We start from the raw sequence: 22,811 nt of genomic DNA on the forward strand, positions 1-22,811 counted from the left end.
GGCGGCCTTCGCGTCCGTGCTATGCGGCGGCGAACGTGAGGGCGGTCGCCCAGCCTCCCTTGATCTGCTCCTGGGCCTTCATGTGCAGGAGCTGGAAGGCTTCGAGGGCGGCGGCGTGCTTGAGGCCGCCGACGTCGATCGGGCGCAGGTCGGCGTCGAGGCACAGGCCGGTGATCGTCTTCTTGGCCTCGGGGTCGTCGCCCGCGATGAAGACGTCGAGCGGCGTGGAGTTCGCGAGCCGGGAGGCGAACGTGGTGTTGAACGCCTTGACGACCCGGGCGCCGGGCGCGGCCGCCGCGATCTCCTCGGCCGCCGACTTCCCCGGCGGCGTCACGAGGCCGTCGAAGGTGTCGTAGTCGACCGGGTTGCAGATGTCGACGACGGTCTTGCCGGCGAGGTCGCCGGCCCACATCTCCGCGACCTGCTTGCTGCCCTCGTACGGCGTGGCGAGCACGACGACCTCGGCGCCGGCGGCGTTGTTCAGCGGTTCGCCGGCCGCGCTGTCGCCGAGCTCGGCGGCCAGGTCGGCGGCCTTGTCGGGTTCGCGGTCGGCGATGCGGACGCGGTGTCCCCCGCGCACGAGCCGCAGGCCGATCCCGCGGGCCATGTTCCCCGAGCCCACGATCAGGACTTCCATCGGTGGTTCCTCCTTCTGCCGTCCTGTTGAGACACTCGTGCGGGGCGGCAGGGGGAGGACGAAGGGGGCGGGGGGCTCGCCGGTTCGCCCCTTGGAGCGTAGGGCCCGCCTCCGCGGAGGCGGGCCGAAACGGGCCTATTGGGGCTTCTTGTCGACCGCCCAGGAGCCGGCGGGGACGATCACGTGCCCGACCTGCGCCTCCTTCTCGGTGTGGTTGACGATGAAGCGCCATTCGCCGCGGTCGACGACGTCGAGGCCGGGCCCGCCGGGGCCGGCGAGTTCGAGCTCCTCGAAGAGGCGGTCCCAGGCGTCGTCGCCGAGCTTGCAGGAGACGTACCAGGCCTCGCCCTCGCCGAACGGGTTGACGGTGACGGCGGGCTGGCCCTCGATGAGGTCGCCGGTGGCGTACTGGGTGACGCACTGGGCGCCGCGCAGCTCCACGAGTTCGCAGAAGCGCTCGGCGGCCCCGAAGTTCCACAGGGCGCGCCGCTCGCCGGCGGGCTGGGGGAGGTGCTCGGTGACGCGGATGCCGAACAGGTCGGTGAGGCCGCCGAGGTACCCGTCGAGCCACACCTGGCAGTGCTCGTCGACGGCGCCGGTGAGGTAGGAGGCGACGAGGCGCCCGCCGCCGGCGGTGAACCAGCGGAGGTTCTCGGCCGCGGCCTGCGACAGCAGGTACGTGGTCGGGGCGATCACGGTCGAGTACTTCGACAGGTCGCCCTCGGGGGCGGCGAAGTCGGCGACGACGCCGCGGTCGCGCAGGACGCGGTGGATCTGGGCGACGTTCTCGAGGTAGTCGACGGGCGCCGGGAGGTGCGCGGCGGCGGTGGCCCACCACGACTCGGGGCTCCACAGGATCGCCACGGACGCCTCGACCGGCGCGGCGACGGTGTGCGCGATGCCCGGGAGCGTGTTGCCGAACTCGGCGACCTCGCGGAACATGCGGGTGTGCTTGCCCGCGTGGGGGAGGAGCGCGGAGTGCCACTGCTCGGCGCCGCCGCGCCCGGCCCGCCACTGGAAGAACATGGCGCCCTTGGAGCCGCGGCTGATGTGGATCATCGAGTGCCGGGCCATGCGGCCGGGGGACTTGGCGATCGCGCCGTCCTTGGAGTGGACGGACGCGGCGGCCTGCTCCATGAGGAGCCAGTCGCCGCCGCCGGCCCAGGACCGCGACAGGTCGGCGTGGAGGGCGCTCTGCTGCTCGGCCCGCTCGTCGGGGGCCGAGGGGTAGGAGTCGAACGCGACGAGGTCGACCTCGCCGGCCCACTTCCACGGGTCGACCGGGACCCACTGCCCGAACACGAGGTTCGTGGTGATCGGGACCGCGGGGTTCGCCGCGCGCAGGATCTCGCGCTGCTCCTTGTAGTGCTCCAGCATCGCGTCGGAGGTGAAGCGCTTGAAGTCGAGCTCGTGCGCGGGGTTGCCGAGGTACTGGGTGGCGCGCGGGGCGAGGATCTGGTCCCAGTCGCCGTAGTGCTGGCTCCAGAACGAGCCCCACCACGCGGCGTTGAGCGCGTCGAGCGTCCCGTACTTCGCCTCCAGCCAGGCGCGGAACGCGCGCTCGGCGTGCTCGGAGTGGCTGATCGACCCGTACTCGTTGTGGACGTGCCACATCGCGAGCGCGGGGTGCTCGGCGTACCGCTCGGCGAGGGCGGCGGCGATGCGCCGGGACGCCTCCCGGTAGGCGGGCGCGCAGACGTCGTACGTGTCGCGCGAGCCGTGGACCTGCCGCACCCCGTCGGGGCGCACGTTGAGCGCGTCGGGGTGCGCGAGGGTGAACCACGGCGGCGGCGAGGCGGTCGGGGTGGCGAGGTCGACGCGGATGCCGCCGGCGTGGAGCTTCTCCAGGACGGTGTCGAGCCAGCCGAAGTCGTACTCGCCTTCGCGCGGTTCGAGCCGCGCCCACGAGAAGACGCCGACGGTCACGAGGTTGACGCCGGCCTCGCGCATGAGGAGGACATCGTCGTCCCAGACCTCCTCGGGCCACTGCTCGGGGTTGTAGTCGCCGCCGTAGCTCAGGCCGTCGAGGCCGAGGGGCCAGTCCATGTGGGGACTCCTCACATCCATGGCTCGCAAGCGTCGCCGGGAGGCGCGCGGAAGGGGGCCAGTTAGTTGTTCAACAAAACTAACTGGGTCTGGGTGTTTTGCCCAGCCTAATGCGAGAGTTCCACGTCTCCGGTCCTCGGGCGGCGCGGCCTTCCGTCCCGTGGGACGCGGCCGCGCGCGCTACTGCGCCGCCGCCTGGAGCGCCTGGAACCGCTCCGAGCGCAGCCGCTCGGGCCACGTGTCGTCCAGCGGCGGCAGCTGCGCCGGGTCGACGCCGATCGCCCAGCCCAGGAGCAGGTCCGCGAGCCGCGGATTGCGGGCCAGGCCCGGGCCGTGCATGTAGGTGCCGATGACGTGGCCGGCCCAGGCGCCCTCGGTCGTGCCGTCGTTGCCGACGCCGGCGGTGACGCGCGCGAGCGGCTGCACCGCCTCGCCGAGGTGGGTGCGCCCGCCGTGGTTCTCGAACCCGGTGATCGGCCCGATCCCCAGCTGCGGGTGCGAATCGCCGGCGATCTCGCCGACCGCGCGCGAGGGGCCGCGGTCCGAGCGCAGGTCGAGGATGTTCAGGCCCTCGTACGCCCGCCCGTTCGCGTAGAACGAGGAGCCGAGCAGCTGGTAGCCGGCGCAGATCGCGAGGATCGGCTTCCCGGCCTCGGCGGCGCGGCTGAGCGCGCCGTCCTGGAGGAGCCGGTCGGCCGCGACGGCCTGCGGGCCGTCCTCGCCGCCGCCGATGAGGTACATGTCCGCGGTGTGCGGGATGTGCTGGTCGCTGCGGATCTGCATCGGCTCCACGTCGATCCCGCGGGCGCGGGCCCGGTGGGCCAGGACCAGGAGGTTCCCCCGGTCCCCGTACGTGGACAGGAGGTCCGGGTAGAGCCAGACGATGCGCAGGGTGCTCAGTGCCACGGGGAACGCTTCCTTCTCGCTAGTTGACCCGGTTGAATTCGGCGCGGATGTCCTGGAACGCCGTGTAGTTCGCGACGACCTCCACCGGACCCGGCGGCACCGCCGCGATCGCGGCCCGCACGTCGTCGACCACCAGGAAGTCGACCCCGTCGACCTCCAGGCGCACGGCCAGGTCTGTGCGGCGGTCGCCGGTGACGACGACCTTGCGCCCGGCCAGGGAGGTGAAGTCCACGTCGTAGATCCACGAGGTGTCGAAGCCGTCGACCTCGCGCGCGTTCAGCGACAGCACCACTGGCGGGTTCGGCTCGATCATGTCGAACGACTCCAGCCAGCCCGCCGGGTTCTTCGCCAGCAGCAGCCGCAGGTGGCGGCCGTCGCGCTCGACCTTCGCGTACCGGCCCGCGACCGAGGCCACCTCCGAGAGGCGCGGCGCGGCCTGCGCCGGGTCCACCCCGAACAGGGACGCCACCGCGAGCGCGGTCGCCGCGTTCGCGCGGTTCACCCGGCCCGGGAGCTGGAGGTTCAGGTCGTAGCGGCGCCCGTCCGGGCCGACCACGGCCTCCCCCTGGTGCGCCACCGACCACTGCGGGCTCGGGCGGTTCAGGCCGCAGTTCGTGCAGCGCCAGAACTCGCCGAACCGGTCGAGGTGCGCGCCGCAGTTCGGGCAGATCGCCGAGTCCGCGGTCCAGCTCTGGCCGGCCGCGACCCACACGACCCGCTCGCACACCGACGCGGCCCACACGATGAGCGGGTCGTCGGCGTTGGCGACGATCGTGGTCTGCCCGGCCGAGGCCTGGAGCGTCTGGCGCCACTTCGCGGCCAGCGCCGTCACCTCCATGGCCCGGTCCAGCTGGTCCCGGGAGAGGTTGAGGAGCGCCACGACCTTCGGGCGGGCCGCGTCCAGCAGCTGCCCCAGATAGTGCTCGTCGCACTCCAGGGCCGCGTACTCGGCCTTCGGGGCCTTCGCGAGCGCCGTGGTGTGGCCGGTCGGCATGTTCGCGCCGAACGAGTTCGTCGCGACCCGGCCGATGGCCTCGAGCGCGGCCGTCGTGAACCGCGTGGTCGTGGTCTTGCCGTTGGTGCCCGAGATGAGCACCACGTGGCGGCCCTCGGCGAGGAGTTCGAGGAGCCGCGGTTCGACGATCAATCCGACTCGGCCGCCGATCACCGACCCGTCGCCCCGGCCCGTGGCGCGCGAGAGCGCGGCCGCGGTCCGCAGGAGCGTGGTGGCGAACTTCGCGCGTGGGGTCAGATTCGCGCTCATGCGGGCTCTCTCTTTCGTCTTGATCGCACTCGACGGCCGTGCTTTCCGAACGACTATGCACAAGAGTTTGTCACACGAGTCCCCGCTGGCGTGACGAGCGGCCGGTGGCCGTGAGGCCGCCCGCCCCCGGCGCGCCCGAGGCAGTGACGGACGCGAATGCCCTTGCCGCGCCGCGGCGGCCGCCCGGCGCGGCCCCCGCCCCGCCCCCGCGGCCATCACTCCACAGTGACCGATCGCGGACGGCCCGTGCCCGGCGCCGGTCGCACTCCGTGAGTCCGCGGCGGCGGAGCGTCGGATCGCCTGCGTCCCAAGCCACTCGGACGAGTGAACAATGAATGAAACTCACCTATCGCGCCCCGTGTTGCGCAACCGTCACTCCACTGTCCTCCACCATCGCTGACCTGCCACGACGCCGCGCCCAACACGGATGCCACGCGGAAACAACCCCCATAGGTGGGGGAGAGTGGAGTAAGGTGGGGCGCAATGGCGGGGCAGGTGACCCGCCACAGCGGTCGGGGAGGCCGCGCAGCCTGAGAGTCACGGGGGGTGGCGCCGATGTTCCTCGGCACCCACACCCCGAGGCTGGACGACAAGGGCCGCGTGATCCTTCCCGCGAAGTTCCGGGAAGGACTGGCGGAGGGAGTCGTGATCACCAAGGGACAGGAGCGCTGCCTCTACGTGTTCCCCGAGGCCGAGTTCGCGCGCATCGCCGAGTCCCTCCAGCAGGCCCCCATGTCGAGCAAGACCGCCCGCGCCTACACGCGCGTGTTCTTCGCCTCGGCCCACGACGAGGTCCCCGACAAGCAGGGCCGCGTCACCATCCCCCAGCGCCTGCGCGACTACGCCGGACTCGACCGCGACCTCGTCGTCATCGGCGCCTCGAACCGCGTCGAGATCTGGAACGCCCCCACCTGGGACGAATACCTGGAGGCCTCCGAGGAGGCCTTCGCCGACATCGAAGAGGGCGACCTGCCCGAAGGACTGTGAGAAGGAGGTGAGCGGAATGAACGACGCTCCGCACGTGCCCGTCATGCTGGACGAGGTGCTCGACCACCTCGCGCCCGCCGCGTCCCGGCCCGGCGCGCTGGCGGTCGACGCCACCCTCGGCGCCGGCGGCCACAGCGAGGCCCTCCTGACCGCGCACCCCGGCCTCACCGTCATCGGGATCGACCGCGACCCCAACGCCCTCGAGCTCGCCTCCAAGCGGCTCGCCGGCTTCGGCGACCGGTTCATCCCCGCCCGCGCCGTCTACGACGCCATCCCGGACGTCCTGCGCGCCAACGGCTTCCGCGAACTCGACGCCGTGCTGTTCGACCTCGGGGTCTCCTCGATGCAGCTCGACCAGCGCGAACGCGGCTTCGCCTACAGCCAGGACGCGCCCCTGGACATGCGCATGAACCCCGACGACGAGCTCACCGCCGAGATCGTCGTCAACACCTACGAACCGGGTGAACTCGTGCGCATCCTGCGGACCTACGGCGAGGAGAAGTTCGCGCCGCGCGTCGTCAGCGCGATCGTGAACGCCCGCGCCAAGGCCCCCATCACCTCCAGCAGCGCCCTCGCCGACCTGGTGCGGGACGCCATCCCGGCGGCCGCCCGCCGCACGGGCGGCAACCCCGCCAAGCGCACCTTCCAAGCGCTGCGCATCGAGGTGAACGGCGAGCTGGAGACCTGGGAGCGGGCCCTGCCCGCCGCCCTCGACGCCACGGCCCCCGGCGGCCGCGTCGTCGTCCTCTCCTACCACTCGCTCGAAGACCGCATCACCAAGCAGGAGCTGGCCAAGCGCGCCAGGTCCAACAGCCCGGCCGGCCTCCCGGTCGACCTCCCCGGCACCGAGCCCACCTTTCGACTCCTTACGAAGAAGGCCCAGCAACCGACCCAGACCGAACTCGATCGCAACCCGCGCTCGGCGCCCGCCCGGCTCCGCGCGGCCGAACGCATCGCACCGTCCACACGAGCAGGAGGCGCAACATGAGCGACCAGTACCGTCGCGCTCAGGCCGACCCCGAGGAGATCATCAAGGCCGCCCGCCGCCGGGCGCGCGCCGCGTCGTCGCGGCGACGATCCCTCGTGGGCGACGCCGAAGCCGCCGCGCCTGCCTTCGACGGGAACCTGGCGATGCAGCCCGCGCCCGTGGAGACCCCGGTCGAGGCGCCCGCCGAGGCGCCCGCCGCGCCGCAGCGCGAGACCGTCGTCATCCCGCGGACCAAGACCGCCGAGCGCCCGAGCGCCAAGCCGGCCCCCGAGCCGGTCGAGGTGCCGCGCCCGGCGTTCGTCGGCGGCATCGTCGGCCTGGTCGTCGCGGGCATCGTGGGCCTGCTGCTGCTCAACACGGTCATCAACGAGGACGCCTACCACCTCCAGGAGCTGCGGACGCAGGCGGACGAGCTGGACCAGACCGAGCAGGCGCTGGCCGACGAGCTCACGAACCTGAACTCGCCGAACAACCTGGAGGCCGAGGCCGTGCGCTTCGGCATGGTCCACCCGGAGAAGGTCACGTTCCTGTACCTGCCCGGCGGGGAGACCGTCGAGGTGCCCTGGAACGAGGAGTAGGGAGTTCGATGACCGAGACCGACCCCCGACGGCGCCGCGACCCCTCCTCGATCAGCCGGGCGCGCCGGTACACGCCCCGCGGACGCACCGTCCGCGAAGCGGCGGAGGCGGGGGAGGACAACCGGGCCCGGGAGAACGGGGCGCGCGACCGCGAGGCCGCGCGCCGCGAGCGCAACCGGGCCGCGCAGCAGGAGACCGGGGCCGAGGACCTCGCGGCGAAGCGCCGCCGCGAGGCCGCGGCCCGCTCCCGCGAGCGGCGCCAGCGCGAGACGGGCGCGGTCCCGGCCGAACCCCGGGCCGACGCGGCCCGCACCGCGACCTCCCGCCGCACGGGCGCCGCCAAGTCGGAGCCCGTGCGGCGCACCGGGACCGTGCGCGCGAACCCGAACCGGCGCACCGGGACCGTCGGCCCCCAGCGGCGCCCGGCCTCGCGCGCCACCGGCCCCGTCAAGGCCGTCCCGGCCCGGCCGCACCCGCGGCTGCCGCGCCTGGGCAGCCCGCGCCGGCGCCTGCGCATGGCCTCGGCGTTCGTCATGATCCTGCTGCTCGCCTCCGGCGCGCGGCTCGTCCAGCTCCAGGTCACCGACTCGGCGGCGTACGCGGCCGAGGCGATGAACCAGCGCCTGACGACCGAGCCGCTCCCGGCCGAGCGCGGGGCGATCCTCGACCGCAACGGGAACCGCCTGGCCTACTCGATCGAGGCGAACTACATCGCGGTCGACCCGGTCATGGTCAAGGGCGACGCCGGCGAGCTCGCCGCGAAGCTCGCCCCCCTGCTGGGCCGCACCGCGTCCGAGCTCGAACCGCTCATCGCGACCAAGGAGACCGCGCAGGGCGACCCGATCCGCTTCGCCTACCTCCAGCGCGGCGTGGACCTCGCCATCGGCGACGAGATCCGCGAGATGGAGAACCCGGGCCTGATCATCGGCGACGACGAGCGCCGGGTGGTGCCCGGGCACGACCTCGCCGCCAACGTCCTCGGCTTCACCGGCGGCGACGCCGGCGAGGGCCTCGGCGGCCTGGAGGCCGCCTACAACGACTGGCTCACCGGCACCGACGGCGAGGTCTCCTACGAGCGCAGCCAGTCCGGCCAGCCGATCCCCGGCGCGTTCTACCGCGAGGAGGAGGCGGTGCCGGGCAAGGACATCCAGCTCACCATCGACGCCGACCTCCAGTTCCAGGTGCAGAAGATCCTGGAGCAGACCGTGACCGACCACGACGCCGAGTTCGGCTCGGCCATGGTCATGGACGTGCACACCGGCGAGATGCTGGCGATGGCCTCGACCCCGACGTACGACGCGGCCAACCCGTTCGACGTCGAGAGCGACGAGGCGTACCGCGACTACGGCACCCAGGCCACAGTGGACCCCGGTTCGATCCACAAGGCGGTCGTGTTCGCCGCGGCCCTCGAGGAGGGCTGCATCGAGCCCGACGGCACCATGCACGTCGAGCAGTCGATCAACAAGGGCGGCACCGACTACCGCGACGGCTACGACCACGGCAGCGCGGTCCTGAGCCTGGCCGGGATCATCGCCCAGTCCTCGAACGTGGGCACCATCCAGCTCGCCGACTGCGTCGGCAAGGAGAAGCTCTACGAGTACCAGCAGGCGTTCGGCCTCGGCCAGGTGACCGGAGTGGGCGTCGCCGGCGAGGCGTCGGGCATCCTCCAGCCGCCGGACCAGTGGTCGGGCACCTCGTACGGCTCGGTCCCGATCGGCCACGAGGGCACCGCCACGATCATCCAGATGGCCGCCCTCTACGCCGCGATCGCCAACGACGGCGTGTACGTGCAGCCGACCCTCGTCGACCACCTCATCGACGAGGACGGGAACCCCGTCGAAGACGACGAGGAGCCCGAGACCCGGCGGGTCATCTCGACCGAGACCGCCCAGGACCTCCAGTACCTGCTCCAGGCCCCCATCGCGGCCGAGACGGGCACGGGCCGCAACGCCGAGCTGGAGAACTACCACCTCGCCGGCAAGACCGGCACCGGCGGCCTGGTGGTCGACGGCGAGTACGCGCCGGGCAACGTGGCCTCGTTCGTGGGCTTCGCCCCGGCCGAGGACCCGCAGTACGTGGTGGCCGTCAGCGTCTACGTCCCCGGCGGGGGCGGCGGCGGTGCGACCACCGGCGAGGCGTTCAAGGAGATCAACGAGTTCGCGTTGGGCTACTTCGGGGTTCGCCCCGCGACCGGCCCCGCCCCGGAGTTCGACGTCTGGGGATGACCGGGCGGCGGGCGCGGGCGTGACGCCGCTCCGAAACCTTCCCGAGGGGGAATCGGGGGTCGGCCTCCGGCGTTAGCATCGAAGGCGTCAAGGAAGAAGGAGCCGATTGTTTTGAACGATGACCCTTGGGCACTGTGTGAAGTCCTCGCCGAGCCCCCGGAGGCCCGGGGTGCGGTGCTGCTGCACTTCCTCGACGGGTTCATGGACGCGGGTCAGGCGGGTCGAGGGGTCGTGGACCACCTGTTCAAGACCCTCGAGCACACCCCAGTCGCGTCCTTCGACGTCGACCAGCTCATCGACTACCGCTCGCGGCGGCCGAACCTGACGTTCTCGATCGACCGGTGGTCGGACTTCGAGGCGCCGCAACTGGTCGTCTACCTCATGCGCGACGCCTCCGACCGGCCGTTCCTGCTCATGACCGGGCCCGAGCCCGACTTCGCCTGGGAGCGGTTCGTGGACTCGGTCGAGGACCTCATCGAGCACTGGCACGTGCCGCTGACCCTGGGCTTCCAGGGCATCCCCATGGGCGTGCCGCACACCCGCGCGCTCGGCATGACCGTGCACGCCACCCGCCCCGAACTCGTCTTCGACAACCGCCCCGTGTTCAACGAGGTCACCGTCCCCGGGAACGCCGCGGGCCTGCTCGAGTACCGCCTCGGCGAGTCCGGCCGCGACGCGATCGGCCTCTCGGTGCACGTGCCCCACTACGTCATGCAGATGACCTACCCCGCGGCCACGATGCGCCTCCTGGAGGGCATCCGCGAGGCCACCGGCCTCGACCTGCCCGCCGACGAGGAGCTCGAACTCGAACGCACCCAGGTGGACTCGGACATCGCCGAGCAGGTCGCCGAGTCCGACGAGGTCGCCGACGTCGTCAAGACCCTTGAGGAGCAGTACGACTCGTTCACCGAGGCCGCCGATGCCGACGAGATGCTCCAAGAGGGGCGCATCCCCACGGCCGACGAACTCGGCGCGGCGTTCGAGCACTTCCTCGCTGAGCGCCAGCGAGGCGAGGACGAGAAGTAGGGCCTCGACGCGGCGCCGGTGAGGCGAGGACGAGCAGTAAGGCCCTGACGCAGCGCCGGGGAGGCGAGGACGAGCAAAAGGGCCCGGCCCGGCACGACCAGCGCGACGACGAGTCATCCGACGAGTTATCCACAGGGGCAGAAGTTTTTCTTGAGTCCATTGACTTCTTGTGAAAAGCTTGCCCCAGTTTTGGTGTAGGTCGGCGGTGAGTAGGGGACCGCGCGGACCGTCGGAAGACTGCGGCGCGGGATGGCTCCCGCGCCGCGGCACCTGCACCAGACCGCGCAGCGCACAACCGAATACGGGTGAGGGCCGGAGCTCGCCAAGCTCCGGCCCTCACCCTCCGAGCGACTACTTGTTGAACTTGGCGCGCGAGGCGGTGCGGGCCCGCTCGCGCTGGTCCAGGACGACCTTGCGGATGCGCACGGTCTCCGGGGTGACCTCGACGCACTCGTCCTCGCGGCAGAACTCCAGCGACTGCTCCAGCGAGAGCGCGCGCGGGGGCACCAGCGACTCGGTCGCGTCGGCGGTCGAGGACCGCATGTTCGTCAGCTTCTTCTCCTTGGTGATGTTGACGTCCATGTCGTCGGAGCGCGAGTTCTCGCCGACGATCATGCCCTCGTACACCTCGGTGGTCGGGCCCACGAACAGGGTGCCGCGCTCCTGGAGGTTGATCATCGCGAACGCGGTGACCGCCCCGGCCCGGTCGGCGACGAGCGACCCCGACTGGCGGGTGCGCAGCTCGCCGAACCACGGCTCGTGCTTCTCATAGATGGAGTGCGCGATGCCGGTGCCGCGGGTCTGGGTCAGGAACTCGGTGCGGAACCCGATGAGGCCGCGCGAGGGCACCAGCCACTCCATGCGGACCCAGCCGGACCCGTGGTTCGTCATGGTCTCCATGCGGCCCTTGCGAGACGCCATGAGCTGCGTGATCGCGCCCAGGTGCTCCTCGGGCGAGTCGATCGTCATGCGCTCGACCGGCTCGTGCGTCTTGCCGTCGATCTCCTTGGTGACGACCTCGGGCTTGCCGACGGTGAGCTCGAAGCCCTCGCGGCGCATCTGCTCGACCAGGATCGCCAGGGCCAGCTCGCCGCGGCCCTGCACCTCCCACGCGTCGGGGCGCTCGGTCGGCAGGACCCGGAGCGACACGTTGCCGACCGTCTCGCGCTCAAGGCGGTCCTTCACCAGGCGCGCGGTGACCTTGTGGTCCCGGCCGCCCTTGCCCACGAGCGGAGACGTGTTGGTGCCGATGGTCATCGAGATCGCCGGCTCGTCGACCGTGATGAGCGGCAGCGCGATCGGGTTCTCCGGGTCGGCGAGGGTCTCGCCGATCATGATGTCGGGGATGCCCGCGATCGCGCAGATGTCGCCGGGGCCGGCCTTCTCGGCGGGCTTGCGGGTGAGCGCCTCCGTCATGAGCAGCTCGGTGATGCGCACGTTCTGCTGCGAGCCGTCCCGCTTGATCCAGGTGACGGTCTGGCCCTTGCGCAGCTCGCCCTCCTCCACGCGGCACAGCGCGATGCGGCCCAGGAAGTTGTCGGCGTCGAGGTTCGTCACGTGCGCCTGGAGCGGCGCGCCCTCGGTGTACTCGGGGGCCGGCACGTGCTCGATGATCGTGTCGAAGAACGGCTTCAGGCTGTCGGAGTCCTCCGGGACCGTGCCGTCCTTCGGCTTGGTCAGGGAGGCCACGCCGTCGCGCGCGCAGGCGTAGACGATCGGGAACTCGATCTGGTCCTCGTCGGCGTCCAGGTCCAGGAACAGGTCGTACGTCTCGTTGACGACCTCGTCGATGCGCGCGTCCGGACGGTCGGTCTTGTTGATGCACAGGATGACCGGCAGGCGCGCCGTCAGGGCCTTGCGCAGCACGAAGCGGGTCTGGGGCAGCGGGCCCTCGGAGGCGTCGACCAGCAGGACCACCGCGTCGACCATCGACAGGCCGCGCTCGACCTCGCCGCCGAAGTCGGCGTGGCCGGGCGTGTCGATGATGTTGATGACCAGCTCCGAGCCGTCGGCCGGGTTGGTGTAGTGGACCGCGGTGTTCTTCGCGAGGATCGTGATGCCCTTCTCGCGTTCCAGGTCCATCGAGTCCATGACGCGGTCGTCGACCGCGGCGCCCTCGCGGAAGGCGCCCGCCTGCTTGAGCATGGCGTCGACGAGCGTGGTCTTGCCGTGGTCGACGTGGGCGACGATGGCGATGTTGCGCAGATCAGAGCGTGTAGACACGACGACCATTGTCGCCTAGCGGGCCCGTCGCCCTGGTGTTGACCCAGGTGATAGCCGACACCCGTCACAGCACGCCTGTGAAAGCTGTTCACATTGATGCTTTCCCTGACAGATCGTCCGCGGATTCATATACTGCCATGCTATGGGCGTATTCCATATATCCATCCGATTTGTTATGGTTCTCGCGCTCGCCGCCGGAGCGACCCTCGTCGGCGCGCTCCCGAGCTACGCCAAGATCACCGGCGCGGTCGTCTCCACGAGCGGCGGCACGGTCAACGTCCGCTCGGGGCCCGCCACCGACCAGCGCGCCGTCGGCACGCTCGAGCGCGGCGCCAACCCGGAGGTCTTCTGCAAGGCCCGCGGCGAGCTCATCGCCGGCCACGTGCGCACCTCCTCCACCTGGTTGCGCATCGGCAAGGACCGCTGGGTCTCCAACGCCTTCATCGCCTGGTCGCCCCCGCAGGACGTCCCATGGTGCTCGGCCGCGACCAAGGCCCCCACCGCCGCCTCCGTCACCACCGGCGGCGGCGAGCTCAACGTCCGCGCCGCCGCCTCCTCCACCGCCGGACGCCAAGGCGGCCTCGCCAACGGCGCCGCCGTCCTCGTCCAGTGCCAGGTCTGGGGCCAGCAGGTCGACGGCACCGCCGGCAAGTCCGGCGTCTGGTATAAGGTCGGCGACAAGCGCTACGTCAGCGCCGCCTACATCAAGTGGAGCGCCGGCCTGCCCTGGCTCGGCTGGTGCGGCCAGGACCCGCCGTCCGTGCCGCGCGGCGGCAACCAGGGCTTCATCACCGCCCACGCGCCCGCCGCCCAGGCCAGCGACCGCGCCACCGGCGTCCCCGCCTCCGTCACGCTCGCCCAGGCCATCCTCGAGACCGGCTGGGGCCGGGGCGCGCTGGCCCGCGAGGACCACAACCTGTTCGGCATGAAGTGCTTCGGCTCGCCCGGCGACCACGCCCTCGGCTGCCGCGACTACGCCACCTTCGAGTGCAGCCCGACCGGCGGCTGCTTCGACATGGATGCCACCTTCCGCGCCTACGCCTCGGTCGAGGACTCCTTCCGCGACCACGGCGACCTGCTCTCGAACTGGTCGCGGTACGCGGCCGCGATGGACCACGCCGACGACCCGGAGCGCTTCGCCCGCGAGGTGCACAAGGCCGGGTACGCCACCGACCCGAAGTACGCCGACAAGCTCATCGGGATCATGGACGACTACGACCTCTACCAGTACGACTGAGGCGCGTCACACGCGCGGGCCCGGGCCGCCGCCCGGGCCCGTTCACGTTGGCGCGAAGGTTGAGTGAAAGCTCACAGTCGGCGGGATTTCCGCAGCTCCCGGCGAGGTAACCTCGATGGGCGGCCCGCCGCCGGCGCGACTCCGGCGCCCGTTCGAACAGCGGGCCTCCCAGAACTGTCGGACCCGAACGTTAGATTGCCACCGTGGCCAACGAGCACTCATCGACCGAACCGAACCCGGACTCCGCCGCTGAAAGACACGCAGCCGTTGCAGGACGCCCAGCCGCCGAACGACACGCCTCAGGCACCATCGTCGTGCGCGGAGCGCGCGAGCACAACCTCAAGGACGTCGACCTCGACCTGCCGCGCGACTCCCTGATCGTCTTCACCGGCCTCTCCGGCTCGGGGAAGTCCTCCCTCGCGTTCGACACGATCTTCGCCGAGGGCCAGCGCCGGTACGTCGAATCGCTCTCGGCCTACGCCCGGCAGTTCCTCGGCCAGATGGACAAGCCCGACGTTGACTTCATCGAGGGCCTCTCGCCGGCCGTCTCCATCGACCAGAAGTCGACCTCGCGCAACCCGCGCTCGACCGTGGGCACCATCACCGAGATCTACGACTACCTGCGGCTCCTGTACGCCCGGGTCGGCGTCCCTCACTGCCCGCAGTGCGGCGAGGAGATCGGTCGCCAGTCGCCGCAGCAGATCACCGACCAGATCATGGCCCTGCCCGAGGGCACCCGCTTCCAGGTCCTCGCGCCCGTGGTGCGCAAGCGCAAGGGCGAGTTCGTCGACCTGTTCGGCGACCTCCAGCAGCAGGGCTACGCCCGCGCCCGCGTCGACGGCGAGGTGTACGCCCTCACCGACGTGCCCAAGCTCAAGAAGCAGGAGAAGCACGACATCGAGGTCGTCATCGACCGCCTCGTCGTCAAGCCCTCCTCGATCCAGCGCGTCACCGACTCGGTCGAGTCGGCGCTCGGCCTCGCCGACGGCGTCGTGGAACTCGACTTCGTCGACGTCCCCGAGGGCGACCCGGCCCGCACCCGCCGCTTCTCCGAGAAGCTCGCGTGCCCGAACGACCACCCGCTCCAGCTCGACGAGCTGGAGCCGCGCACGTTCTCGTTCAACGCGCCCTTCGGCGCCTGCCCGGTCTGCCACGGCCTCGGCATGCGCAAGGAGGTCGACCCGGAGCTGGTCATCCGCGACCAGGAGGCCACCATCCGGGCCGGCGCGCTCGCCCCGTGGTCCTCGGTCGGCATGGGCGACTACTTCCTGTACCAGATCGAGGCCCTCGGCGAGGCTGTCGGCTTCGACGTCGACACCCCGTGGGCCGACCTCCCCAGCCGCGCCCAGAAGGCGGTCCTCTACGGCTACGACGAGGTCCTCCAGGTCGCCTACCGCAACAAGCGCGGGCAGCGCCGCTCCTACGAGACGCGCTTCGAAGGCGTCGTGCCGTGGGTCGAGCGGCGCCACACCGAGACGGACTCGGAGTGGACGCGCGAGAAGTACGAGCAGTTCATGCGGGAGATCCCGTGCTCGACCTGCGAGGGCACCCGGCTCAAGCCCGAGGTCCTCGCGGTCACCGTCGAGCGCCTCTCGATCCACGAGGTCTGCACGCTCTCGGTCAGCGAGTGCGCGGCGTTCTTCAACGGGCTCAAGCTCTCCGACCGCGACACGATGATCGCCGCGCCGATCGTCAAGGAGGTCACGGCCCGCCTCCAGTTCCTGCTCGACGTCGGCCTCGACTATCTGACGCTCGCGCGCGCCGCCGGGAGCCTCTCGGGCGGCGAGGCCCAGCGCATCCGGCTCGCCACCCAGATCGGCGCCGGCCTCGTCGGCGTCCTGTACGTCCTCGACGAGCCCTCGATCGGCCTCCACCAGCGGGACAACAACCGGCTCATCGCGACCCTGGAGCGCCTGCGCGACCTGGGGAACACGCTCATCGTCGTCGAGCACGACGAGGACACCATCCGCGTCGCCGACCACATCGTCGACATCGGCCCGGGCGCGGGCGAGCACGGCGGCCACGTCATCTACTCCGGGCCGGTCGCCGGGCTCACCGAGGCCGAGGGCTCGATCACGGGCGACTACGTCTCGGGCCGCCGCCACATCCCGGTCCCCGAGCAGCGCCGCAAGCCCGACCCGGGCCGCGAGCTCGTCGTCAAGGGCGCCCGCGAAAACAACCTCAAGGGCATCGACGTGGCGTTCCCGATGGGCTGCATGGTCTCGGTGACCGGCGTGTCCGGCTCGGGCAAGTCCACGCTCGTCAACGAGATCCTCTACAACACGCTCGCCTCGGAGATCAACGGCGCCAAGCTGGTCGCGGGCAGGCACCGCACCATCACCGGCCTCGACGGGGTCGACAAGGTCGTGGGCGTCGACCAGTCGCCGATCGGCCGCACCCCGCGCTCGAACCCGGCCACGTACACCGGCGTGTTCGACAAGGTCCGCAAGCTCTTCGCGGGCACCCCGGAGGCGAAGGTCCGCGGCTGGGGCCCGGGCCGGTTCTCCTTCAACGTCAAGGGCGGCCGCTGCGAGGCGTGCGGCGGCGACGGCACGCTGAAGATCGAGATGAACTTCCTGCCCGACGTGTACGTGCCGTGCGAGGAGTGCGGCGGGGCCCGGTACAACCGCGACACGCTCAAGGTCCACTACCGCGGCAAGACGATCTCGGACGTCCTCGACATGCCGATCGAGGAGGCCGCGGAGTTCTTCGAGCCGATCCAGACCATCCACCGGCACCTAAAGACGCTCGTGGACGTGGGCCTCGGCTACGTGCGCCTCGGCCAGCCGGCCCCGACCCTGTCGGGCGGCGAGGCCCAGCGCGTGAAGCTCGCCTCCGAGCTCCAGAAGCGCTCCACGGGCAAGACGGTGTACATCCTCGACGAGCCGACCACCGGTTTGCACTTCGAGGACGTGCGCAAGCTCCTCGGGGTGCTCGACGGCCTGGTCGACAAGGGCAACACGGTCATCACCATCGAGCACAACCTCGAGGTCATCAAGTCCTCCGACTGGGTCATCGACCTCGGCCCCGAGGGCGGCGACAAGGGCGGCACCCTGGTCGCGACCGGCACCCCCGAGGAGATCGCCGCGATCGCCGCCAGCCACACGGGCGAGTACCTCCGCCCGCTCCTCGGCCTCGAAGGCAAGGGCAACGGCACCGGAGCGGCCGCCAGACGGGCCAAGTCCGGCAACGGCCGCACCAGGAAGTAACCGCAGACGCCCCGAGCGGCGCGGCCTCGGGCCGCGCCGCTTCCCTGTGCCCGGGAACGGTCGGACTCGAAGGAGTGGCCGGCCTCGAATCCTGCGCTCGGGCGTGTCGGTTCGCAGGCACCCCCGCTTGCAAGAGTCGCATTTGGGTCCGACATCGTTGGGCCGCAAGCGGATCACGAGGTCGGGTGTGTCGGTTCGCGAGCGCCCCCGCTTGCAAGCGTGCCAGCGGGGTCCGACATCGATGGGTCGCAAGTGGATCACGAGGTCGGGTGTGTCGGATTCCGAGCGCCCCCGCTTGCAAGGGTTGCAGATGGGTCCGACATCGTTGGGCCGCAGGCGGATCACGTGGTCGGGCGTGTCGGCTTTCAGGCGCCCCCGGTTGCAACGGTGCCTCGGGGGTCTGACATTGCCGCCGGAGGCGAGGCGGGCGCGTCGGTGGTGGGGTTGTGCTGGTGCGGTGCGAGCATCGGGGGATGGGGTTGTTCGTCGGGGCGGCTGCCGCCGCTCTTGCTGTCGTGCCCGGGCTGCGGCGTGTGGTCGGGGTCGCGACTTCGCGGCGGCCCGGAGCGGGGCTCGTGGCCGTCGTCGCCGTCGCGGCCGGGCTGCTGATCGCCTGGCGCGCCACCGGGTTCCTGCACGCCGCGGCGCTCGCCCTCGTCGCCGCCTCCGGCATCGCGGCCGGGTGGATCGACGCGTACGAGCGGCGGCTGCCCGACCTCCTCGTCCTGCCGCTGTACCCCGCGGCGGCCGCCCTCCTCGTCGCCGCCGGGGACCCTGACCGCCTGTTGCGCGCCGCCGCCGTCTCGGCCGCCGCGCTCGCCCTCTTCGGACTCGCCTGCGCGGCCGGGCAGATGGGGTTCGGCGACGTCAAGCTCGCCGGGCTCCTCGCGCTCGTGCTCGTCTGGAACGACTGGGGGACTGCCGCGCTCGCGCTCGTCCTCACCGTCGCGATCGGCGGGGGACAGGCGGCCGTGGTGATCGCCTTGGGCCGCAAGGATTTTCCGTACGGTCCCGCGATCCTCGCCGGGGCCGCGGGCGCGCTCGCGGTCGCGCCGTGGCTCGCGGAGTGAACGCGTGCGTCACTTACTTATTCGGACTTTTCTTGATAAAGATCAGCTAATTACCATGAAATGCGCAAACCATGCTCGTCAGTGGCATACCGTCATGACCGGTCCTGACATTCCGGACCTCCGTTCAACGTCAGCTCACAAAAGGAGCCTTCATGCTTCGTAAAGCGCTCAGCGCGGCTGCGGCGGTCGGTGCCGCAGGCATGATCATCGCGGCCACCGCCTCGCCCGCCGCCGCAGGCGACGGCTACGAGTACGACCCGGACGACTTCGGCGGCGTCAACGTCCTGTCGAACATCTGCGCCGGCAACTGGAACGGCAACCTGGTCGACATCCTCAAGATCGCCACGGTCAACAAGCACGACACCTGCAACGGCTGGGACCAGAACCCGGACGGCGTCAACGTCGGCTCGAACCTGTGCCTGGTCAACTGGGACTGGCAGGGCGCCCTCGTCAACGGCGGCAAGATCGCCACCGTCGACGACTACAAGCTCTGCAACTGGTCGGCCGAGGAACTCGAGGCCATGGCGTCCGAGTAGGCGCCGGCGCGCGAAGGGCCAGCTTCGCGCTCGCACCTGTCAAGGGGCGGCCATCTGACGATGGCCGCCCCTTCGCCGTCCCCGGGCTCACCCTGCCCGGTCGCGGCCGGTTAAGCGGTCGTGCAGCCGATCGAGGTCGGCGCGACGGCCGGGCGGCCGTCCTTGGCGCCGATGAACCCGAACGTGAACGTCCGTCCCGGCTTGAGCGCCGTGCCGCCGCCCACGTTGGTGGCGACGACCTGCTGGCCCTGCTGGTCGAGCTGCACGCTCCAGGCGTGCACGATGGACTGGCCCGTCGGCAGCGCCCACGTGAGCGTGATGTCCTCCAGCGGCTCGGTGCCGGTGTTCGTCACCAGGACCTGCGCGTTGAACCCGCTGGGCCACTGGCCGTTGATGCGGAACTCGACGTCGCAGGTCGGCGCGGTCTGGAGGCCGCCGGACTGGTCGGCCGCGAAGTTCGCGACCTGCGCCAGGGAGGCGTTCCAGTTCACCGTCAGTTCGTTCGTCGCCCACGACCCGATGTCGTCGATGTAGCACCGCTGCGGCGCGCAGCCGGTGAGCCAGCGCTGCGCGACCGGGTCCCACGTGGACGCGATCGAGTTCGGTCCGCCGGCGAGGGTGCCCGCGGGCGGGTTCGGCAGGTTCGGGTCGAGCTGGTGGGCGTACCAGCGGCTGTGCTGGTTCTGCGAGAAGTGCGAGCCGTACCCGGTGACGTACGAGTTCCCGAGGCCGTTGCGGCCCAGGATGTAGTCGAGCCCGGAGAGGACGCCGTCGCGGTACTGCGCCTCGCCCGTGAGGTCGAACGCGGTCGCCACGACCACGAGCCGGTTGAGCACCACGCTGTTCGAGCCCCAGTCGAAGCTCCCGTTCGCGCCGTACCCGAGGTCCCACGGGTTCCCGGCCTGCTCGGCCAGGTAGTGGTCGGCGCCGGCGACGACCTGCGCCACGACGTCGTCGCGGCCCGGCAGCGCGTTCGGCACCAGGGCCAGGTCGAGCTTGGCGAGCTGCGCGACCTCGCCCCACCAGAAGCCGCCCGCGCTGAAGACGTCGGCGTCGTGGAGCTTCGAGTCGAGCACGAACTCCTCGTACTCCTTCGCGCCCGTGGTCAGGAACAGCTCGGCCGCCGCCCAGTAGAACTCGTCCTCGACCTTGGAGTCCCCGTAGGGACCGCCGCCGGCCGGGCTCGTGTCCGGCGCGTAGACGTCCGGGTGCGCCAGCGCGGCGGCCCAGGCGGTCTCGGCGGCTTCGAGGGCCTGCGCGGCGAACTCGGCGTCGTAGGGCTCGAAGAGGCGCGCGGCCTGCGCCGCCGCGGCGGCGAGGTTCAGGGTCGCGGCCGTCGACGGCGGCTGGAGGTAGCGCGGCTGCGGGTCGTCGGCCGGCATGAGCGGCAGGCCGGTCCAGTTCTCGTCGTGGATCTTGTGGTGCGCCATGCCCGCGAGCTCCTCGCCCGCCGGCACCTGCATCGACATGAGGAACTCGACCTCCCAGCGGGCCTCGTCGAGGACGTCGGGGACGCCGTCGCCGTGCTCGGGGATGCGCATCGAGCCGTCGCCGAGGCGGCCGGCGTCGCCGGTCGGGGCGTGGAGCGCCCGCTCGTAGACCGACATGAGCTGCGCGACGGAGATGCCGCCGTTGACGACGTACTTGCCGTGGTCGCCGGCGTCGTACCAGCCGCCGGTCACGTCCAGCGTGTAGTCGCAGGCGTTCGCGGCGCACGGCACCGCGCCGTCGCCCTGGTTCGGGGCCACGTCCACGTGCCCGGCCGCGCGGCCGTACCCGGGCGCGACGGCGTCGTCGATGGCGATGCCCGAGCGCTGCGGGTAGTAGAACGAGATCGCGTCCACGGTCATGTCGCGGTAGGCGTCGCCGCCGATCGCGAACGGGTAGGACGTCTCGCCGTCGGCGGTGAGCGTGAAGCCCTCGCCCGCGGCGGTCACCTCCGAGAAGTCGATGACGTGGACCGACTCGCCCGAGGCGGCGTCAGCGCCGTGCGGCGCGGTCTGCCCCTCGGCGACCAGGGCGCCCTCGGCGTCGCGCAGCTGCCACGGGAGCGCGGCGGCCGCATCGGTCACGAGCGTGGCCCGCTTGGGCCCGTCCTGGAGGTAGGCGACCTGGTTGACGCGCACGCGCGGACCCGTGTCCGGTTCGTACACGGGCGGTTCGGCACCGGTGAGCAACTTGACCTCCGAAAGGCAGAACTGCCACGGCTCGGCGTGGCGGCCGATCTGGAACGCGAGCTGCGCGTCCGTCCAGTCGGCCCCGGCGGTGAAGGTGTAGCTGAAGTCCTGGGCCTCGGGCGTCAGCGCCGGGAACTCCTCCAGCGCGGTCGGCCACGGGTCGACCGGGCGCTGGACGAGGGCCCGGACGCTCACCGGCGAGGAGGCCCGCGCGGTGAACTGGAGCTCGTAGGACTCCCCGGTCACCAGCGGCAGCCCGTCTTGGCCGACGATCGCGTCCCAGGCGTTGGCGGTCCCGCCCGGGACGTCGAGGCACCACTCGCCGGCGTCGACGGCACCGGCGAGGTTCGCGGTGGTCCACCAGCCGGTGGTGCCGTTCGCGAAGTCGCCGTTGGTGATCAGGTCGGTGGGCTCCTCCTGGGCCATCGCCGCGGGGGCGGCGGCGGCCGCGCCCAGGGCGAAGGCGGTCAGGGCGGCGAGTGCCAGGGTTCGGCGCCGAGATCGGGTCGGTCGTGCGGGTCGCGGCATGGGGTGCTCTCCTCGCGGGGTTGATTGGGAGCGATTCCACGCACATCCTGTCATTGATGTCTTTGAATGTCAAGAATCCGGGTTCAGCGCTGGGTCGGCGGACCGCTCGTCCCGCGCACCACCAGCTTCGACTCCAGCTTGAGGGTGGCGCCCGGCTCGCGCACGCCGCGCAGCTGCTCGTCGGCCGCCTCGACCGCGAGCCGGGCCAGGCGCGGCACGTCCTGGCGGACCGTGGTGAGGTCGATGTGGCTGAGCCCGGCGATGTGCGAGTCGTCGTAGCCGACGATCGAGACCTGCTCGGGGATCTTCACGCCGGCCCGCGTGAAGACGTCGAGGAGGCCGATCGCGCACTGGTCGTTCGAGGCGAACACCGCCGTCGGCAGGGCCTCGTCGCTCGCGAGCATCCCGCGCGCGGCGTCCTGGCCGCCCTCCTCGGTGTGGTTGCCGGGGATGATCCGGATGCGGTCGGCCAGGCCGTGGAAGCGCATCGCGTCCCGGTAGGCCCGGCGCCGCTCGGGCGCGCCGGGGCGCGACCCGCCGTCGACGTGCGCGATGTCGCGGTGCCCGAGCGCGACCAGGTGGTCCACGACCTCGCGGGCCCCGGGCCGGTCGTAGGAGGTCACGATGTCGACCGGGGCGGCCTTGAGGTGGCGGCCGAGGACGACGACCGGCAGCCGCGCCCCCAGGTCGGCGATGTCCTCCTCGCTGATCGTGGGGCCGCACAGCAGCAGCGCCTCGCTGCGGTGGCCGACCAGGGCCTCGATCGCCTTGTGCTCGTCGCGGCTGGGGACGGCCGCGCTGAGCACCAGGTCGTAGCCGAGCTCCTCGGCGGTGGGGTAGATGGCCTCGACGAGGTCCACGTGGTGGGGGTTGCGCGCGGTGAACAGCACGCCGAGCACCTTGCTGCGGCCGCGCGCGAGGAGCCGCGCGGCCATGTCGGGCTTGTAGCCGAGGCGGGCGGCGGCCTCGAACACGCGCTCGCGCGTCTCCGGGCTCGCGCCGGGCTGGTCCCTGAACACCAGGGACACGAGCGCCCGAGAGACGCCCAGCTCGGCGGCGACGTCCGCCATCGTGGGCTTGCGCGACCGCGGTGCCGGGGAGCGGTCAGAGGGTTGTCTCGGATTGCGGGGGGTCATCGGGTCGTGGTCCTTCCGATCGATGCGTAATGAAGTTT

At 71.5% G+C, this 22,811-nt stretch carries 16 protein-coding genes; 9 read left to right on the forward strand and 7 right to left on the reverse strand.

From position 1 onward, the window contains the following. Positions 1–19: 19 nt before the first annotated feature. From EIW28_RS09480 to EIW28_RS09495, 4 genes are all read right to left on the reverse strand, one after another. Entirely contained in the window at positions 20–637 is a 618-nt protein-coding gene (locus tag EIW28_RS09480) for an NADPH-dependent F420 reductase (protein ID WP_125247436.1), read from the reverse strand. Between the two features lie 135 nt (positions 638–772). Further along, positions 773–2,683, reverse strand: coding sequence for a beta-galactosidase (locus EIW28_RS09485; RefSeq protein WP_125247437.1), 1,911 nt, complete (start codon positions 2,681–2,683; stop codon positions 773–775). Positions 2,684–2,863: 180 nt separating this feature from the next. After that, positions 2,864–3,589: a type 1 glutamine amidotransferase gene (locus tag EIW28_RS09490; protein WP_125247438.1), complete on the reverse strand. Its 726-nt coding sequence runs from the start codon at positions 3,587–3,589 to the stop codon at positions 2,864–2,866. A gap of 19 nt (positions 3,590–3,608) precedes the next feature. Continuing rightward, positions 3,609–4,853 carry a Mur ligase family protein gene (locus EIW28_RS09495; protein WP_197717165.1) on the reverse strand — a complete coding sequence of 415 codons (1,245 nt, stop codon included), beginning with the start codon at positions 4,851–4,853 and terminating at the stop codon, positions 3,609–3,611. Between the two features lie 555 nt (positions 4,854–5,408). On the opposite strand from EIW28_RS09495, the gene mraZ reads away from it, so the two are divergent. The 5 genes from mraZ (at position 5,409) to EIW28_RS09520 (ending at position 10,657) form a co-directional block, all read left to right on the forward strand. After that, positions 5,409–5,840 (forward strand): division/cell wall cluster transcriptional repressor MraZ, encoded by a 432-nt coding sequence (mraZ, locus tag EIW28_RS09500; RefSeq protein WP_091051494.1) that lies wholly within the window; start codon positions 5,409–5,411, stop codon positions 5,838–5,840. A gap of 16 nt (positions 5,841–5,856) precedes the next feature. Beyond that, the gene (gene rsmH, locus EIW28_RS09505) at positions 5,857–6,828 is read left to right on the forward strand and encodes a 16S rRNA (cytosine(1402)-N(4))-methyltransferase RsmH (protein WP_125247439.1); all 972 of its coding nucleotides are present in this window, start codon (positions 5,857–5,859) and stop codon (positions 6,826–6,828) included. Further along, on the forward strand, positions 6,825–7,406 hold the full coding sequence (locus tag EIW28_RS09510) for a hypothetical protein (protein WP_125247440.1): 582 nt from the start codon (positions 6,825–6,827) through the stop codon (positions 7,404–7,406). The genes rsmH and EIW28_RS09510 overlap by 4 nt, the downstream gene beginning before the upstream one ends. An 8-nt stretch (positions 7,407–7,414) precedes the next feature. Next, positions 7,415–9,631 carry a peptidoglycan D,D-transpeptidase FtsI family protein gene (locus EIW28_RS09515; RefSeq protein WP_125247441.1) on the forward strand — a complete coding sequence of 739 codons (2,217 nt, stop codon included), beginning with the start codon at positions 7,415–7,417 and terminating at the stop codon, positions 9,629–9,631. 111 nt (positions 9,632–9,742) lie between these two features. After that, positions 9,743–10,657: a proteasome assembly chaperone family protein gene (locus EIW28_RS09520; protein WP_125247442.1), complete on the forward strand. Its 915-nt coding sequence runs from the start codon at positions 9,743–9,745 to the stop codon at positions 10,655–10,657. A gap of 351 nt (positions 10,658–11,008) precedes the next feature. Here EIW28_RS09520 and typA read toward each other — a convergent pair whose 3' ends face one another. Beyond that, on the reverse strand, positions 11,009–12,880 hold the full coding sequence (gene typA / locus EIW28_RS09525) for a translational GTPase TypA (protein ID WP_125247443.1): 1,872 nt from the start codon (positions 12,878–12,880) through the stop codon (positions 11,009–11,011). 175 nt (positions 12,881–13,055) lie between these two features. Between typA and gsmA the strand changes: the two genes are divergently transcribed. The 4 genes from gsmA (at position 13,056) to EIW28_RS09545 (ending at position 18,932) form a co-directional block, all read left to right on the forward strand. After that, the gene (gene gsmA, locus EIW28_RS09530; protein WP_158630348.1) at positions 13,056–14,117 is read left to right on the forward strand and encodes a sporangiospore maturation cell wall hydrolase GsmA; all 1,062 of its coding nucleotides are present in this window, start codon (positions 13,056–13,058) and stop codon (positions 14,115–14,117) included. A gap of 308 nt (positions 14,118–14,425) precedes the next feature. Further along, entirely contained in the window at positions 14,426–17,326 is a 2,901-nt protein-coding gene (uvrA, locus tag EIW28_RS09535; protein WP_125247590.1) for an excinuclease ABC subunit UvrA, read from the forward strand. 575 nt (positions 17,327–17,901) lie between these two features. Beyond that, positions 17,902–18,396: a prepilin peptidase gene (locus EIW28_RS09540; protein ID WP_197717166.1), complete on the forward strand. Its 495-nt coding sequence runs from the start codon at positions 17,902–17,904 to the stop codon at positions 18,394–18,396. A gap of 152 nt (positions 18,397–18,548) precedes the next feature. Further along, positions 18,549–18,932: a hypothetical protein gene (locus EIW28_RS09545; RefSeq protein ID WP_125247446.1), complete on the forward strand. Its 384-nt coding sequence runs from the start codon at positions 18,549–18,551 to the stop codon at positions 18,930–18,932. A gap of 110 nt (positions 18,933–19,042) precedes the next feature. On the opposite strand, the gene EIW28_RS09550 is transcribed toward EIW28_RS09545, so the two are convergent. Next, positions 19,043–21,637 (reverse strand): glycoside hydrolase family 9 protein, encoded by a 2,595-nt coding sequence (locus EIW28_RS09550; protein ID WP_125247447.1) that lies wholly within the window; start codon positions 21,635–21,637, stop codon positions 19,043–19,045. 83 nt (positions 21,638–21,720) lie between these two features. After that, positions 21,721–22,707 carry a LacI family DNA-binding transcriptional regulator gene (locus EIW28_RS09555; protein ID WP_125247448.1) on the reverse strand — a complete coding sequence of 329 codons (987 nt, stop codon included), beginning with the start codon at positions 22,705–22,707 and terminating at the stop codon, positions 21,721–21,723. Positions 22,708–22,811 lie beyond the last annotated feature (104 nt).

The sequence above is a fragment of the Glycomyces terrestris genome (assembly GCF_003933745.1).
Lineage (GTDB): Bacteria > Actinomycetota > Actinomycetes > Mycobacteriales > Micromonosporaceae > Glycomyces > Glycomyces terrestris.

What these genes read in the sequence shown, in the direction of transcription:
- gsmA (WP_158630348.1), top strand. Translation starts at nt 13,056, where the DNA reads ATGGTTCTCGCGCTCGCCGCCGGAGCGACCCTCGTCGGCGCGCTCCCG.
- EIW28_RS09545 (WP_125247446.1), top strand. Translation starts at nt 18,549, where the DNA reads ATGCTTCGTAAAGCGCTCAGCGCGGCTGCGGCGGTCGGTGCCGCAGGC.
- EIW28_RS09515 (WP_125247441.1), top strand. Translation starts at nt 7,415, where the DNA reads ATGACCGAGACCGACCCCCGACGGCGCCGCGACCCCTCCTCGATCAGC.
- rsmH (WP_125247439.1), top strand. Translation starts at nt 5,857, where the DNA reads ATGAACGACGCTCCGCACGTGCCCGTCATGCTGGACGAGGTGCTCGAC.
- EIW28_RS09550 (WP_125247447.1), bottom strand. Translation starts at nt 21,637, where the DNA reads ATGCCGCGACCCGCACGACCGACCCGATCTCGGCGCCGAACCCTGGCA.
- EIW28_RS09510 (WP_125247440.1), top strand. Translation starts at nt 6,825, where the DNA reads ATGAGCGACCAGTACCGTCGCGCTCAGGCCGACCCCGAGGAGATCATC.
- mraZ (WP_091051494.1), top strand. Translation starts at nt 5,409, where the DNA reads ATGTTCCTCGGCACCCACACCCCGAGGCTGGACGACAAGGGCCGCGTG.
- EIW28_RS09555 (WP_125247448.1), bottom strand. Translation starts at nt 22,707, where the DNA reads ATGGCGGACGTCGCCGCCGAGCTGGGCGTCTCTCGGGCGCTCGTGTCC.
- EIW28_RS09480 (WP_125247436.1), bottom strand. Translation starts at nt 637, where the DNA reads ATGGAAGTCCTGATCGTGGGCTCGGGGAACATGGCCCGCGGGATCGGC.
- EIW28_RS09485 (WP_125247437.1), bottom strand. Translation starts at nt 2,683, where the DNA reads ATGGACTGGCCCCTCGGCCTCGACGGCCTGAGCTACGGCGGCGACTAC.
- EIW28_RS09495 (WP_197717165.1), bottom strand. Translation starts at nt 4,853, where the DNA reads ATGAGCGCGAATCTGACCCCACGCGCGAAGTTCGCCACCACGCTCCTG.